Origin of the sequence: Kothea flammea (genome assembly GCF_052161645.1) — a bacterium.
GTDB lineage: Bacteria > Planctomycetota > Planctomycetia > Pirellulales > Pirellulaceae > Laterigemmans.
Window position 1 is genome coordinate 2,531,557 of sequence record NZ_CP197414.1, and the last position, 13,854, is coordinate 2,545,410.

Sequence of the window (13,854 nt, forward strand, 5' to 3'; positions counted from 1 at the left end):
CGTCATGGAAGACAAACTCAAAAACCTCTTTGAATCACGACGCTTCTGGGCGGCAGCCGGCGGTGTCGTTCTCGTTCTCTTGCTGCCGTTCGAGGTCAAGCTCTTGGCAACCATCCTCATCGCCGCCTGGATCATCGGCGATTCGATCCGATCCACCAAAGCCATCTTGCTCGCGGTCGCGCTGAGCATGTTCGGCACCGTTGCGACCGCTGGTGACCTGCACGACACCTGTCGCGAAGCCACTGTGCGAATCCGCAACGGCAACGCGATGGGCAGCGGCACGTTGTTCCGCGAAAGCGAAGAACATCTCTACGTTTTAACCAACGCGCATGTCGCGGGAACCGGTCTGGGCAACCGCGTCCAAGTCGAGTTCTGGAAAGAAGGTCACCAGTCGCGGCCGATCGAAGCCGAAACCGTCGCGGTCGCCTACATCCCGCGAGCGTACCGCGATATCGCCGTCGTGCGGGTCGATCGCCGGGCACTGGGCAACTACCGCCCGCCGGTCATCCCGCTCGCCGATTCGCAAGACTCGTTCAACTACCAGAACATCTTCAGCGTCGGTTGCCCTAGCGGACGATGGCCAACCGCCTTTGAAGGTTTCGCGCTCCGCCGGCAAGCCAACGGAGGCGACACGATTCACTTCGTGCCGATGCCTGCGGGCGGCCGATCCGGCTCCGCGATCTTCGATGTCAACGGAGGCGAAGCCCAAATCATCGGATTGATTGCATGGCGAAGCACCGACTCTGGCGGTCACGGTCTCGACGGTCGAGGTGAAACGCACGGCTATGGCATCGCAATGACGCACCAAGAAGTATGGGCCGGACTCAGTGGCAAGCAAACGACTTCGTCCGTGTTGCTCGTCCCGCCGCCGGACGCCGTGCCACTCAGCACCAAGGTCGAAGAAGAGAAGCCGACCAAACCCGAAGTCGCCGACGGTGAAGAGAATCAAGGCGAATCCGACGAAGTGATTCTGAAATACTCGGATCCCTTCGCGATTGAACGTGATGTTGAATCCATCCGCGCCCAACGCTTGCCCTCTGGTATCCCCGCCACCGGTTCCGATCGCGACATCATGTTGCTGTACCAAGACTCGGTCACCGAAGGCCCGCAGTCCAGCCCGCCAGCACTCGCATACCAAGGAAGCTGTTGCCAAAACTGCGGCTGTTACCTGACCACGTCCGGCAACTGTCCGAACGGCCAGTGCCCGCTGCCAGATCGCCGGCAACAACAACCCCAGCAATACGGACAAGACCGTGGCGGTGGTGGACTGTTCCCGAGTCTTCCACGCAACCGCGAACAAGGCGAACTCGAAAACCACTTGCTCCGTCGTCCCGGCGAACGCTTGCGAGAACTCTGGCCGTTCCCGTCGATGCGAGACATCGTCACGTGGTCGCTCATCGCGTTCTTCGTCCTCTACTTCATCGGTAAGTTCGCCAAAGCGAAGGTCAAACGCATCGTCAACGACCTGGCCGTCAACTTGGCGAACGTCGATGACGAAGTCGAACCGGAACCGCCGGCACCAAAGCCACGAGCAAAGCCGGCGGCGACGCGAACCCGCAAACGCACCGCCGCCAAATGAGCGACATGCTTCACAAGGGTCAGTCTTGGCTCGCCGCCAAGCTGACCCGGTTCGCCTCGCGGATGGTCACCTACCAACGCGATGAAGTCTCCGTCGACTTACCAGCCACGATCGGTAAATCCGAATACGAGCAAGACGACGGCGAAGGTGTCATCACCCGCGCCCAAGTCCGCGACTTCCTGATCAACACCAAAGATCTGCTGGCCTCGCCGATCGGCACCTGGCCCCGCCGCGGCGATCGCATCCTCGAAGCCGACGGCGACACCACCTTCGTCTACGAGCTGATGTCGATCGGCAACGAACCGCCGTGGCGATACAGCGATCCCTTCCGAGTCAAACTCCGCATCCACACCAAACTGGTCGACACCATCACATGACTGCATCCGCCGCCACGCCCGCCACCGTCATTCAAATCGCCGACAGCGTCGTGGCCGAGATCAACGCCGCCGACCTATCGAAGAAGAACATCAACGCGACTCGTTTGTACGTTCCCGACTTCGACCTCGAAGACATGAAGGAACTGCGGGTCACCGTCGTGCCCCGCGAAGTCGAATACCTGCCGCTCGACCGAGCCACCAACAAGTACCACGCCACGATCGACGTCGCGGTCCAAAAGAAGTTCTCAACGGGCGACGCCAAAGAGATCGACCCATTGGTGTTCTTCGTCGAAGAGATCGCCGACTACTTCCGTCTCAAACGACTCAACTCCTACGTCGCAGCCCGCTGCATCAAGGTCGAGAACTCTGTTCTGTATTCAACCGAACATTGGACGCAGTTCAATCAGTTCACCAGTCTGCTGACGCTCACGTTTGAACTCGCCAAGTGATGCACATTCGGACGCGTGTTCGCTTCAACGCCAACCGCGTCAAGAAAAAGGTCGATCAAGCGTCGTTCAATTCGCTCGGTCACGCCGGCGGAGCGATTCGCAAGACCGCGTATCGCAGTATCCGCAAACGTAAAAACCCATCGCAGCCCGGCAGCCCGCCAAGTTCCCCCACTGGCCGGCTACGTCGATCGTTCCGCTACGAAGTCGACCGCCGCGCTCCCGGTGTCGTCATCGGCCCGGTCAACGAAATCTCCGGCCAACTGTGGAACCTTCACGAGTTCGGTGGCAAGGCCAAGAAGCGCCGACGGCTTAAACGCCATCGCTTTCGAGTCGGTCAGCACGGTCCCATCCGAGCGATTCGCCCCGGCAAGTTCGCCCGCATCGAACTGCGAACTGCCGCCCAAGCGAATCGAGCCCGCAGGTTGATCGACGAAGAGAACCAACGTCGCGTAGCAACCAAACCCGGTCGCTACCCCAAGCGACCGTTCATGAAGCCCGCCCTCAACACCCACCGCGCCCAGCTCCCAAACTTCTGGCGGGACTCCGTCAAGTAAATTCCCAACGCAGGATGGAACCAAACCTCAATGTCCGCTGAAGTAAAACTCGGTCTCGACGCCGTCCTGACGATCGACGGTGCCGAGATCAAGAACGTCAAAGACCTGACCGTCACGCTTGAAAAGGCGGAAGCAGATGCATCGACGCGCGACAACAACGGTTGGCGAGCCACCGTCGGCACGCTCAAAGACGCGTCGATCGAATTCACCGTGCTCAATAAATCGGGCGACACCGCATTCGGCATGCTGCAAGGCTTGTGGTCAAGCGGTTCACCCACCGATGTTGGCATCACCGACGCCGGCGGAGCACTCACGCTCACGTGTGAGGTCATGAACTTCAATGTCAACCAAAACCTGGAGGAAGTCGTCTCGGCAGACGTTACGCTCAAACCAACTCAGTCCGCATCTGGCAGCGGTATGAACGTGGGCGGTGGGACTCCGTAACAATTAGACAGCCCAACATCGGAAATCCAAACGATCTATGCGTAGTTGGGATCAAGAGACGTAAGGATCTCTTGTGCGGCCTCGGGCAGGCCAGGGGGTATCAAACAATTTGGTGATTGACCCAGCCAGCGAGCCGTTCTGACAAGTTGGTTCCTCGCAGCTTGAGTTCGTGGATACCCCTCGTAATCCAAATCAACGAACGTCTTCCAATCGTCTTCGCCAAACTGTCCCGTCCGTACCCGAGCAAGGAACATGCAGAACGCAGATTCGGTGATGTCGATCTTCTCGGGCAAGATTATCCTCGCATTTGGTTTTGTTCGGTTGAACTACAACTCAATAGTTTGAGAGATGCAACAGGGCTTCCTCTTTCGTATGAAACGGTAATTGTTCCGCCTCATAGTCTGGCGTCAACACGAAGCAATTGCCATCGTCCAGTTTGAACGTGCTTTCGCCCAGTACAAACGTTCCTGGTGTCCCGGCCATATCGGGGATGCGATATGCGATCATCGTTCCGTCATTATCCTCCACGCAGAAATCCCCGTCCAATGCCTCGTGACCAAGACCATGGTTGACTGATGCACCGTCATTCTCGACGGATCCGGAGAAGGTGCCTGGCTTCACGAAAACGAATACCTCGACGCGTAATTCCAAACCAACTTGAAAACACTGAATGGATTGTTCTGTCATTGTTGATTTTCTTGAGAGCACGGAATTGGGGACTTGGTCTTGAGCATCAGCGTTCATGAAGCAAGATGCGATGCATTTTAGAGCATGCACGCACCGGCGAACGAATCGAATGATTCGCAGACCAATGTCCAATAGAACTCGCCATTTGGATCTCCCGAGTAACACAATGCCACCACGCGTGGAGATTCGGTTGAGTGCCGATAGTCCAGCGCGATGCCGACATCCGCGCCAGGGATGGCACACACAGCGATAAAGACGCGTTTTTCAATGTCAATCCAAGGCAAATCTGGCACCTCGTCGACGGAGCCCGCTCGCTCCTTGTATGTATCCATCAACTGGCGATCATAAACGTCGGTGCATGAGTCCCGTTCCATACGGTCCAAAGCAAGGAAGGCCACTGGGTCGTGAGTCGGCTCGTAAAGGCCAGGGACCACTCTCCGCAACACATCGTCCCCAGGATGTCGCCAGCGTCCCTGAGCAACCAATTCAATGAGAAGCCGAGGGATCGGTAGTCCGTTGATGTATTTCAAGTCATTTCATTCCGACATCATTTGCAAACACGCGGTTCTGCCAGGAAAGGCAGACAATCGCCGTGGTCAAAACAAATTGTATTTCGTTTCCATTCGAGGATCAGGTTCCCATGCAAAAGTTCGTTGACCGTCACGGCCGCGTTTGGATCGTCGACATCGACAACACCACGCTTCGCCGCGTAAAGACACTCACCGGTGTTCGCTTGCTCGATGCGGTCGACGGCGATCTCATTCCCCAGATGACACAAGACTTCTTGTTGCTCGGGGAAGTCCTATTCGCGGTCTGCAAACCGCAAGCGGACAAAGACACCGTCAATCAGGAGGTCTTCGAGTCTGGTCTATCGGGCGATTGCCTCACCGAAGCACGCAACGCATTGGTTGAAGCGTTGTTGGACTTCCTCCCGGAGGACCAACGCCGTCTGCTGAGCAAAGCGGTGACACATCAACGCGAGGTGACGGCACGCGGGATGGAGATGCTGCACCGGAAGCTCGACGACCCGACGCTGGCGGACAAGATGGTCGCGGAACTCGAAGCGAATCTGGAGGTGCCCGGCTTGAACGCGAAATCTGTCACCTCGCCGGCATCCTCGGCGTCGACCCCGGACCGTTAACGCTGCGGCAGATGATCTGGATGATCGACGCCAAACGCAAACACGATTGGCAACTCGCCAGCACGCTGGTGTGGATCACCGCCGAAGTCAACCGCGACCGCAAGCGCCGCCGCAAACCGTTCAAGCCCGACGATTTTAATCCGTGCGTCACAACGCGGCCCGCCGCCGCGAAAGCGTCCGTCGAACAAGTGGCGAACCTGCTCGGTGCGAAGTTCACGAAAGCGGCAACCTAGTTATCGCTTTTCCAATTCTGCAAACGCTCTAAGTACAAGTACGACTCCACGAACTTGCGGTGCTCCTTGCTCGTCATCTTTTCGAGCAATTCCAACGCCGAGATGTAAGACGCAAGGTTTCCATTGGACGACAGAAACTTGCCGTCCTCCGCAAAGCTGACGGTCGCGTCATCTTGAACCTTCAGCGATGGGTACGACTTTTGGAGGTCTCTGCCGCCACCAATCCAAGTCACGATTTGCTTCCCGTCGGCAATCCCAGCCTCGCCAATCAATGACGCGCCGCCGCAATTGCTCACCGTGAACTTGGTGTTCGCGTTTTGTTGGCGAATGAAAGCCACCAACGGATCGTCGTTGACTCTCGCAGTCATGTCGTAAGCACTCGGCACGACGATCACGTCCAACTTTGGAGCGTTCTCGAATGTGTAGTCAGGGAACATCTTGAGTCCCTCTTCGCTTTGAACCAAAGCGTACGAAGCCGCGATGGTGATGACGTTGAACATCTGCTTGCCGTCTTCGGAGTGCTTGCTGAACACGTCCATTGGAGCAGTGATTTCGGTTTGCAAAACTTGGTCGTACATCAACAGACCCACGATCGGCAAACCAGGAACGATTGGTTTGGGTTCGACCGAAGCCTGCAGGTCTGCACCATCGGAAGCCACACCGGTCGCTTTATCCCCAGCCTTGGAAACCGCACAGGTTTCTGGATCGACAGCACCCGACTTGGATGTGATGGCATCCGCCTTCTGCGACTCCGTCTCCTGAGCGATGCCCGACGAGCACGCCAGCACAATCCAAACCAATGCCACCAGCGTCAGACAAGTTGTCGTTGTGCGTTTCATGATATTTCTTCTTTCCCGTTGAGAATCTGATTCGTCCATTCTAACCGAGCGACCTTTCACGCTTCACCCGTCACTCTTCAACCTTCCACCCCATGTCCCAAGTCCGTGCCGGAGCCGCTTTCGTCGAATTGACGCTGAAGAACTCAGCGTTGGTGAAGGGACTGCGTTCGGCACAGAAGCAATTGTCCTCGTTCGCGTCATCGACGTCGATGATGGGAGCGAAGATGACCGGCCTGGGTATCGCGATGGTAGCGCCGCTCGGTGCCGGCATTCAGAAGTTTGCGGAATACGACGACGCCATCCGCCAAGTCGGTGCGATCACGGGAGCAACCGGTGCGGCATTCGATCGACTGAACGCGAAAGCGAAACAACTCGGAGCGACGACCAGCTTTTCGGCCGTCGAAGTCGCCAACCTGATGACCGAACTTGGCCGTGCCGGTTTCGATTCGCGGCAGATCGAGAACATGACCGGCAGCGTCATGAACCTCGCCCGAGCGACCGGCACCGATGCCACGCTCGCATCGGGCATCTTCGCCGCGGCGATTCGCCAATTCAACATGGAAGCCGGTGACGCATCGCGAGTCGCCGACGGACTGACCGCCGCGGCCAACAAGAGTTTTAACAGCGTCGAATCGCTCGGCGAAGCGTTGAAGTACGCCGGCCCCGTCGCGGCCGACGCCAACATGAGCCTCGAAGAAACGCTCGCGATCCTGGGAACGCTCGGCAACGTCGGCATCCAAGGATCATCCGCCGGTAACGCACTGAAACGGTTGCTGACATTGTCGGCCGCCGAGTCCGAGAAGTTTCAAAAGGTTTTCGGTGTCGCGACCAAAGACGCCGCCGGAAACGCTCGACCACTGGTCGACGTTCTGGGCGAAGTGGCCGAAGCCACAAAAGACCTCGGTTCATCCGACCGCGCCGCCAAGTTCAACGAAGTCTTCGGGATGCTCGGGATCACCGCCGCGTCCGCAATCGGTAAAACGGTCACGGACACCCGCGAGTTGCTCGGTGAACTGGAAGGTGCCGGCGGCATCGCGAAGAAGACCGCCGACAAAATGGAATCCGGTCTCGGAGGAGCATTTCGTGTTCTCGCCAGTTCCTTTGAAGCGGTCCGCATCGCGATCGGCGAAGCACTCGAAAAACCAATTCAACGACTGACCGAGAACGTATCGCTCGCCGCATCCTCCATCACCGACTGGATCGGCGAGAACAAACGAGTCGTCCAAGTCGCCGCAATGGTTGCAGCCGGAGTCATCGCTGCTGGTGCCGCGTTGCTCACGATCGGATCAGCCGCCGCGGCAGCGTCGATGGCGGTCGGTGGGCTACTCGGCATCTTCTCGGCGATCGGCAGCGTCGTGGGCATGGCCGGCGCAGCGGTCGCTGCGTTGCTTTCGCCCATCGGACTAGTCGTCGCCGGCGTTGCAGGGCTTGGTCTGTACCTCGCCAAAACATCCGGCTTGTTATCACGAGTCGCCACATTCTTCAAAACCGCGTTTGCTCAGATCGCGGTCGACTCTCAAGCTGCGTTCAAAGCCATCGCGGCATCGCTTGCATCGGGTGACATCACTGGCGCGGCCAAAGTCATGTGGGCGTACTTGCGAGGCTTGTGGAAACAAGGCGTCGCGGCTTTGGCCGACGCGTGGGATCAACTGTCATTGAGCCTCGATGGTTTCGCGGGCGGTTTGTTGTCCGCTGTCGGCAGCTTGCTTCGCAGCACACTCGCGTGGGCGAGCGAAAACCGAACCGCGATCCTGACCGCCGTGGCGGGATTTGCCGCGATGAAAGTCGCTGCCGCCGGCGTTGGTGCCGCGATGATCGCACTCAAGGGCATTACGCTGGGTTTGTCTGTCGCCTCGAAAACACTCGCGGTAACGTGGGCCGTGTTGAAGGCCGTCGGCACGGGCATCAAAGCGGTCTTCATCGGTTTGGCCGCGGTCAAGAAGATCAACATCGCACTGGCCGGCGTCTATGCCGCGGTCACCGCCGGTCTGTCTGGTGCGTTCGGATTGCTTACCGGAGCCATCAGTACCGCGGCCGGTGCAATGGCGTTGCTGTTCTCGCCACTCGGTCTAGTCGTCGCGGGCGTTGTCGCTCTCGGTGCCTACTTCCTGTATACATCGGGTGCGATCGGCAGTTCGATCGACTTCCTCAAAGGAGCTTTCCAAAACCTGAAGGCCGACACCATGGCCGCCTTCGGTGCAATCGCCAACGCTCTGCGAGCCGGCGACATCAATGCAGCCGTCGATGTGCTCTGGTCCTACATCAAACTGCAATGGACTAAAGGAACGACCGGGCTGTCCGGCATGTGGTCACGCTTCACCGCTTATCTTTCGGATGCCTGGGGCGACGCAGTCTACAAACTGGCCGATCAACTCATGCAAGGTTTCGGCGGCTTGCGAGCGATCTGGAACAGCACGGTCGCCTACCTCGCCGACGGTTGGACAATCCTCACGTCCGCCGTCCAGAAAGGTTGGAACAACACAGTCGGGTTCCTCAAGAAGGGCTTCCTCAAACTCCATGAACTGGTCGACATCGCCGGTGACGTCGCGATCCAGATCGGCGGCGTGCTGGTCAACGCTCTGGCCGGCGTCGAAGGAGCGTGGGTGGAAACGATCGACTACCTCGCCGATTCCTGGGCGGTGTTCGTCGGCGAAGTCCGCAAGATGTGGAACAGCACTGTCGGCTTCCTCCGAAAAGCTTGGGTGAAACTTAAATCACTCTTCGACGACGACATCAACGTCGAAGCCGAAGTGCGAAAGATTGACAACGAAACGAACGCCAACAACGCGGAAGAACAACGCAAACGCCAAACCGCGATCGCCGGCCGCGCCGAACGTCGACAGAAACGCAAGTCAGAGATTGAAGCGAACCGCAAGGCGATGCAGGAAGACTTGCAGCGTCAACTCGACCAGCGAAAGAAGTCCCGCGAAGGCCAAGACCTCGACGCCGACTTCGCCGCGATCGACGCAGAGACCGACCAGCAAAACGCCGCCGTCGACGCTGAACGTGATCGCCAATTTGATGCCAACGCGAAAGCCAACGAACAACGGACCGCTGACACCGAAGAATTCACCGCCGGCGTCCGCGACACCCTCGACGAAATGCGCCGCGAGGCGAAAGCCGACGCGGCAGCGAAACGAGCCGAACGATCGCTCGCGGAAGCCGACCGTCAAACCAAGGTGGCCGAGGCCGAAGCAGACTTCCAAGCTGCCGTCGACAAAGCCAACGCTCTGAAACCGGAAGACGACGAGCAAGCAACAGGCACCGAAACCACATCGCCAAAGATCTCCGACGACCTGGCCGCGGCGATCGCCGAAGCCAAAACTTCTCTCGAAGCCGCACAAGTCGACGCGGGACTAACTGGTGAAGATGCCGCCGGCGATGAGCGTCTCGACAAACTCAAAGCCGGCATCGCGGCGATGGAGGCCAAGGCTGCCGCAATCACCGATCGTGCCGGCAACGAAGGCAAACTCAAACTGCCGCCCGCTGAACTCGATGACGATTCAGTCGCATTGGAACTCGACCGCGACGCCCAAGCCTCCATTGACAACTTTGCAGGCACCGATGTTGGCGAACAATCCAGTGAATCCGTCACGGGCAAGTTCGATTCACGCGGACTGAACATCGGCAGCGGTGCCCGCAAACTCGAACCAATCGGTCTCGATAATCCCGCGCAGAAGCTCAAACCTGAGCCGCTCGACGAAGAACCCGAAGTCATCGTCGCACCGAAGTTGGTCATCGACGAACAAGCCGATGATGCGATTGCCCAGCAAGAACCAGAGCCCGACGCCATCGCCGACTCAGGCCTACAACAAATCAATGATCGCCTCGTCGCCATCGGCCAGCACCTGATGAAGTCCAACGAACTGCTCGCCGGCGGAAGTGGCAACCTCAGCGAATCCGGCGAACGATCTGGCCTCGGCCTGAGCGAAGACGTCCAACGAGCCATCGTCGAAACCGCCAACAATACACGCAAGCTCGCCGAACGATCCACCGGCGGCGGGCTGGTGTTCAGCTGATGAGCTTTTCATACGGAGGCTACAACTTCGACGTCGCTGCGTTGTCGGAAAAAGCGTCGCGTGGCAAAACGAACTCTGACTTCACCGCCTACGTCGCGACCAACGGCGGAAACGTCAGTCCGGCGGCCGCCGCCAATGCCGCCCAGTCGTATTACGAAGACAACTTCCCCGACCTGATTCCGTTCCTACAAGTTGATTCGGAATTCATCAACGCCAAGCACGCGTTGGTCAGCGTCACGCTCAACGAAACCAAGCTCGACCCGGTCTCGTTCAATACGACCGGGGCGACAACTCACATCAACCAGAGTTTGCTGACGAGAGGCATCTACGCCGCTCCCGGCAAGATCGCTCCGGACTACCGCGGCGCGATCGGCGTCAGTGACTCGGGAGTGTCGGGCGTCGATGTCACCGTGCCGGCGTTCGAGTTCTCGGTCCGCAAGAAGTTCGAGTTCGTTTCGACGTCGTACCTGCTGGCCGTTGTTTCGATGACTGGCCGGACAAATTCCGCAGCATGGTCAATCTTCGGCCCCGGTGAGGCGTTGTTCCTCGGCGGCGAAGGAGGTGAGGACGACAACAACTGGGTCGACATCACCTACCACTTCGCCGCTCGCCCCAACCAACCGGCGTTGCAACTCGGCAACATCGGCAGCGTCAGCAAACGCGGTTGGGATTACCTGTGGGTGAAGCATGACGAAGAGGTTGTCGGCGACCGAGTCTTACAAACGCCGGCGGCAGCTTACGTCGAACAGGTTTATCCCGATGGCAATTTCGCAGCTCTAGGACTTTCTTAGTTGGCAAGACGTGTTCGACCCGGCGACAGTCTCAACATCACCGCGGTCGAATACAACCGACTGTTGGCGGCGGCCGAGGCGTCTCATCGCAACCGTCTGCCCGGCGGTGGTGGTCCGCGAACGCATCTGCGAAATGCATCGACTGTTCGCGTTCACAACACATCCGGTGCCGTCGTCCCCATCGGCGGCATCGTTGGTTTCGATTCGCCGATCACGGATCCCGAAGCCGGTCCCGTAGAACTAGCCCGCTTCGTTCGCGATGCCACGATTGAGTGCGTGCGCCCGACCGAAGACAATCACACAGGTCGCGTTGGGGTCGCCATCGAACCGATCGCGGAAGACAAGGTCGGCCGCGTGGTGTTCGATGGCGTGGTGGCCGCGCGAGTCAACGTCGTCAAAACGTGGCACAAGTTTGCAGACGTTGGCGAATCGGCCGGTGACACGCTGCAATCGAAGCCGGACGGATCGGCGCAGATTCTGTGGCGACAAGACCTTAAGCAAGTCGGCGACCAATGGGCAGTCGTTCGGGTCGGTCGGCCCGCTGATCCGGTTTACCTTGTTGAGGTGCCGACCGGAGGCATCGCTGGCCGCCGAGGGATGCGGACGGGTAGCGCGGACTGCGACCTCTACCAACTCGACAAAGCGGGCGAGATCGATGCGGTAACCGACCCGGCTGGCGACACGGTACGAATCACTGCTCGGAATCATTCGGCGCAGCGTATTCGAGGACCGATCGCCGATTCGCCGAAACAATACTTGGAAGTGCAGTTCGACGGTCAGCGATCTTGGGTGATCGACCCGCCGAAACAAACGCTTCTATGCAAGCCAACGAAGCGTATCAAAGCAAAGTCTTGGGGAACGGCTCGTGAACTTCGGTTTGATGGTGGATGGAAACCGATTGGCCCTGCCGTCTCGGTCTACAACGTGTGCGATTACGCATTGCTGGCAAGCCAACAGATCGTCTGCCATTTCCATGAGGACACGTCGTCGTACTTGACGATCGGTTGTCGTTGCTGCGATGGCAGCAGCAGTTCGAGCAGCTCATCAAGTTCCAGCAGTTCGTCGAGTTCAGGTTCCAGCAGCAGTTCTAGTAGCGATTCTTCATCGAGCAGTTCTTCATCGTCGCCATCGTCATCATCTTCATCCTCGTCATCGGGAAGTTCGTCGAGTAGCAGTGGCTCGTCGAGTAGTTCGAGTATGAGCGGTTCAAGCTCATCGAGCATGTCGTCGAGTTCCAGCAGTTCCCCGTCGTCAACCAGCAGCAGTTCCTCTGGTTCTAGTTCGTCAAGCAGCGGATCGTCTTCCTCGTCGTCCGGCAGCCCATCGTCCTCATCGAGTAGTGGTTCGTCATCGAGCAGCAGTTCCGGCAGTTCCTCGTCTTCATCAAAGTCATCTTCGAGTAGCGGTTCATCCTCGAACTCTTCATCATCCGACAGCAGCAATTCTTCACTCAGTTCGTCCGCATCCAGCAGCAGCGATTCAAGCGACAGCTCAGCGTCTTCATCCAGTAGCGGCAGCAGTAGTCAATCGAGCGATTCCTCGGACAGCAGCGATTCGAGCACATCGACGAGTCTGCCGAGCGTGAGCAGTTCATCCAGTTCCGACGGTTTCTCGTCCTCATCGAGTGATTCGTCCGACAGTTCGTCGAGTTCCCAATCAAGCGATTCATCCAACAGCGATTCAAGTGACTCGAGCGATTCGACTAGTCTGCCCAGCATCAGTGTTTCATCCAGCTCCGATGGGTCATCGTCCGCTTCGAGTGGTTCGTCAGATAGTTCGTCAAACTCACAATCGAGCGATTCATCCAACAGCGATTCAAGTGACTCGAGCACATCGACCAGTCTTACGAGCATCAGTGGTTCATCCAGCTCCGATGGGTCGTCGTCCGCATCAAGTGATTCGTCAGATAGTTCGTCCGATTCCCAGTCCAGCGACTCATCGACAAGCGAATCAAGTGATTCCAGTACGTCGATCAGTCTTCCAAGCGTGTCTGGGTCCAGTTCATCGGCGAGTGATTCGTCGTCGAGCAACTCGCAATCAAGCGATTCCGGTTCGTCGAGCGATTCATCTACCTCACTATCAAGCGAATCAGCCAGCACGCCGTCCATCAGCAGTTCGCAATCGTCCACATCCGAAAGTGCATCATCAACCAGCGAATCATCGACGTCTGAATCCAGCCAGTCTGCATCAAGCACATCAGAAAGTGAGTCACGTAGCGAATCAGGCTCGGAGAGCGTGCCTTCGTACAGTTGGAATTCGTCGACGAGCAGCGAAAGCGATTCCGTATCAAGTGAGTCCGCATCGGAATCCCAGTCGCAGTCAGCGTCCGATTCAACGTCGCAATCAACGAGCGAGTCAGGTAGCGATTCCCAAAGCGAATCAAGCATCGACCGGAGTTCCGACTCACAAAGCTACTCAGCGAGTGCTTCGGCATCGTACTCGGAAAGTGCCTCCGCCAGCTGGAGCCAAAGTGGTTCTGCATCCGGCAGTGATTCAGGGTCAGGCAGCGTAAGTGCATCCGAATCAGATAGCGGCAGCGGATCGGCCTCCGATTCACGATCAACGAGCACATCGGATTCTGGCAGTGACTCGCGAAGCGATGACTCGACCAGTGTTCCTACGTCATCAAGTGTCTCTGGTTCCGATTCAACTTCAAGGTCGACTAGCGACTCGGGATCGGAAGGCTCAGACAGCGATCGGCCCAGTGAAAGCGACGACCCGAGTGTCGGTGATTCATCTGG

At 58.0% G+C, this 13,854-nt stretch carries 17 protein-coding genes; 9 read left to right on the top strand and 8 right to left on the bottom strand.

What is annotated here, in order from left to right:
• The first annotated feature begins 4 nt into the window (after positions 1 to 4).
• The 5 genes from SH139x_RS09205 to SH139x_RS09225 are packed head-to-tail and all read left to right on the top strand — an operon-like array spanning position 5 to position 3,403.
• Positions 5 to 1,579, top strand: coding sequence for a trypsin-like peptidase domain-containing protein (locus SH139x_RS09205; RefSeq protein ID WP_488354972.1), 1,575 nt, complete (start codon positions 5 to 7; stop codon positions 1,577 to 1,579).
• Complete coding sequence (locus SH139x_RS09210) at positions 1,576 to 1,956, top strand: hypothetical protein (RefSeq protein ID WP_488354973.1); 381 nt, start codon at positions 1,576 to 1,578, stop codon at positions 1,954 to 1,956. The genes SH139x_RS09205 and SH139x_RS09210 overlap by 4 nt, the downstream gene beginning before the upstream one ends.
• Positions 1,953 to 2,405, top strand: a complete 453-nt coding sequence (locus SH139x_RS09215; protein WP_488354974.1) for a hypothetical protein — start codon at positions 1,953 to 1,955, stop codon at positions 2,403 to 2,405. The genes SH139x_RS09210 and SH139x_RS09215 overlap by 4 nt, the downstream gene beginning before the upstream one ends.
• Complete coding sequence (locus SH139x_RS09220; protein WP_488354975.1) at positions 2,402 to 2,959, top strand: hypothetical protein; 558 nt, start codon at positions 2,402 to 2,404, stop codon at positions 2,957 to 2,959. Before SH139x_RS09215 ends, SH139x_RS09220 begins: the two co-directional genes overlap by 4 nt.
• A 30-nt stretch (positions 2,960 to 2,989) precedes the next feature.
• Positions 2,990 to 3,403 (top strand): hypothetical protein, encoded by a 414-nt coding sequence (locus SH139x_RS09225; protein ID WP_488354976.1) that lies wholly within the window; start codon positions 2,990 to 2,992, stop codon positions 3,401 to 3,403.
• Between the two features lie 35 nt (positions 3,404 to 3,438).
• On the opposite strand, the gene SH139x_RS09230 is transcribed toward SH139x_RS09225, so the two are convergent.
• From SH139x_RS09230 to SH139x_RS09240, 3 genes are all read right to left on the bottom strand, one after another.
• The gene (locus SH139x_RS09230; protein WP_488354977.1) at positions 3,439 to 3,696 is read right to left on the bottom strand and encodes a hypothetical protein; all 258 of its coding nucleotides are present in this window, start codon (positions 3,694 to 3,696) and stop codon (positions 3,439 to 3,441) included.
• A 40-nt stretch (positions 3,697 to 3,736) separates the two neighbouring features.
• On the bottom strand, positions 3,737 to 4,090 hold the full coding sequence (locus SH139x_RS09235) for a hypothetical protein (RefSeq protein WP_488354978.1): 354 nt from the start codon (positions 4,088 to 4,090) through the stop codon (positions 3,737 to 3,739).
• A 77-nt stretch (positions 4,091 to 4,167) separates the two neighbouring features.
• Complete coding sequence (locus tag SH139x_RS09240; protein ID WP_488354979.1) at positions 4,168 to 4,620, bottom strand: hypothetical protein; 453 nt, start codon at positions 4,618 to 4,620, stop codon at positions 4,168 to 4,170.
• Between the two features lie 110 nt (positions 4,621 to 4,730).
• On the opposite strand from SH139x_RS09240, the gene SH139x_RS09245 reads away from it, so the two are divergent.
• Positions 4,731 to 5,231 (top strand): hypothetical protein, encoded by a 501-nt coding sequence (locus SH139x_RS09245; RefSeq protein ID WP_068258854.1) that lies wholly within the window; start codon positions 4,731 to 4,733, stop codon positions 5,229 to 5,231.
• Between the two features lie 20 nt (positions 5,232 to 5,251).
• A complete protein-coding gene (locus tag SH139x_RS09250) occupies positions 5,252 to 5,464 on the top strand; it encodes a hypothetical protein (RefSeq protein WP_488354980.1) in 213 nt (70 codons plus the stop codon).
• Here SH139x_RS09250 and SH139x_RS09255 read toward each other — a convergent pair.
• A complete protein-coding gene (locus tag SH139x_RS09255) occupies positions 5,461 to 6,303 on the bottom strand; it encodes a DJ-1/PfpI family protein (protein WP_488354981.1) in 843 nt (280 codons plus the stop codon). The two genes, SH139x_RS09250 and SH139x_RS09255, sit on opposite strands and share 4 nt — an antisense overlap.
• A gap of 92 nt (positions 6,304 to 6,395) precedes the next feature.
• Between SH139x_RS09255 and SH139x_RS09260 the strand changes: the two genes are divergently transcribed.
• Both SH139x_RS09260 and SH139x_RS09265 read left to right on the top strand, forming a co-directional pair.
• Entirely contained in the window at positions 6,396 to 10,322 is a 3,927-nt protein-coding gene (locus SH139x_RS09260; RefSeq protein WP_488354982.1) for a phage tail tape measure protein, read from the top strand.
• Positions 10,322 to 11,113, top strand: a complete 792-nt coding sequence (locus SH139x_RS09265) for a hypothetical protein (protein WP_488354983.1) — start codon at positions 10,322 to 10,324, stop codon at positions 11,111 to 11,113. Before SH139x_RS09260 ends, SH139x_RS09265 begins: the two co-directional genes overlap by 1 nt.
• A gap of 240 nt (positions 11,114 to 11,353) precedes the next feature.
• On the opposite strand, the gene SH139x_RS09270 is transcribed toward SH139x_RS09265, so the two are convergent.
• The 4 genes from SH139x_RS09270 to SH139x_RS09285 all read right to left on the bottom strand — a co-directional run bounded on the left by SH139x_RS09270 (position 11,354) and on the right by SH139x_RS09285 (position 13,683).
• Positions 11,354 to 11,821, bottom strand: coding sequence for a hypothetical protein (locus SH139x_RS09270; protein WP_488354984.1), 468 nt, complete (start codon positions 11,819 to 11,821; stop codon positions 11,354 to 11,356).
• Positions 11,822 to 12,045: 224 nt separating this feature from the next.
• The gene (locus tag SH139x_RS09275; RefSeq protein ID WP_488354985.1) at positions 12,046 to 12,555 is read right to left on the bottom strand and encodes a hypothetical protein; all 510 of its coding nucleotides are present in this window, start codon (positions 12,553 to 12,555) and stop codon (positions 12,046 to 12,048) included.
• A gap of 81 nt (positions 12,556 to 12,636) precedes the next feature.
• Positions 12,637 to 13,500, bottom strand: coding sequence for a hypothetical protein (locus SH139x_RS09280; protein ID WP_488354986.1), 864 nt, complete (start codon positions 13,498 to 13,500; stop codon positions 12,637 to 12,639).
• A 24-nt stretch (positions 13,501 to 13,524) separates the two neighbouring features.
• Entirely contained in the window at positions 13,525 to 13,683 is a 159-nt protein-coding gene (locus tag SH139x_RS09285; RefSeq protein WP_488354987.1) for a hypothetical protein, read from the bottom strand.
• Positions 13,684 to 13,854 lie beyond the last annotated feature (171 nt).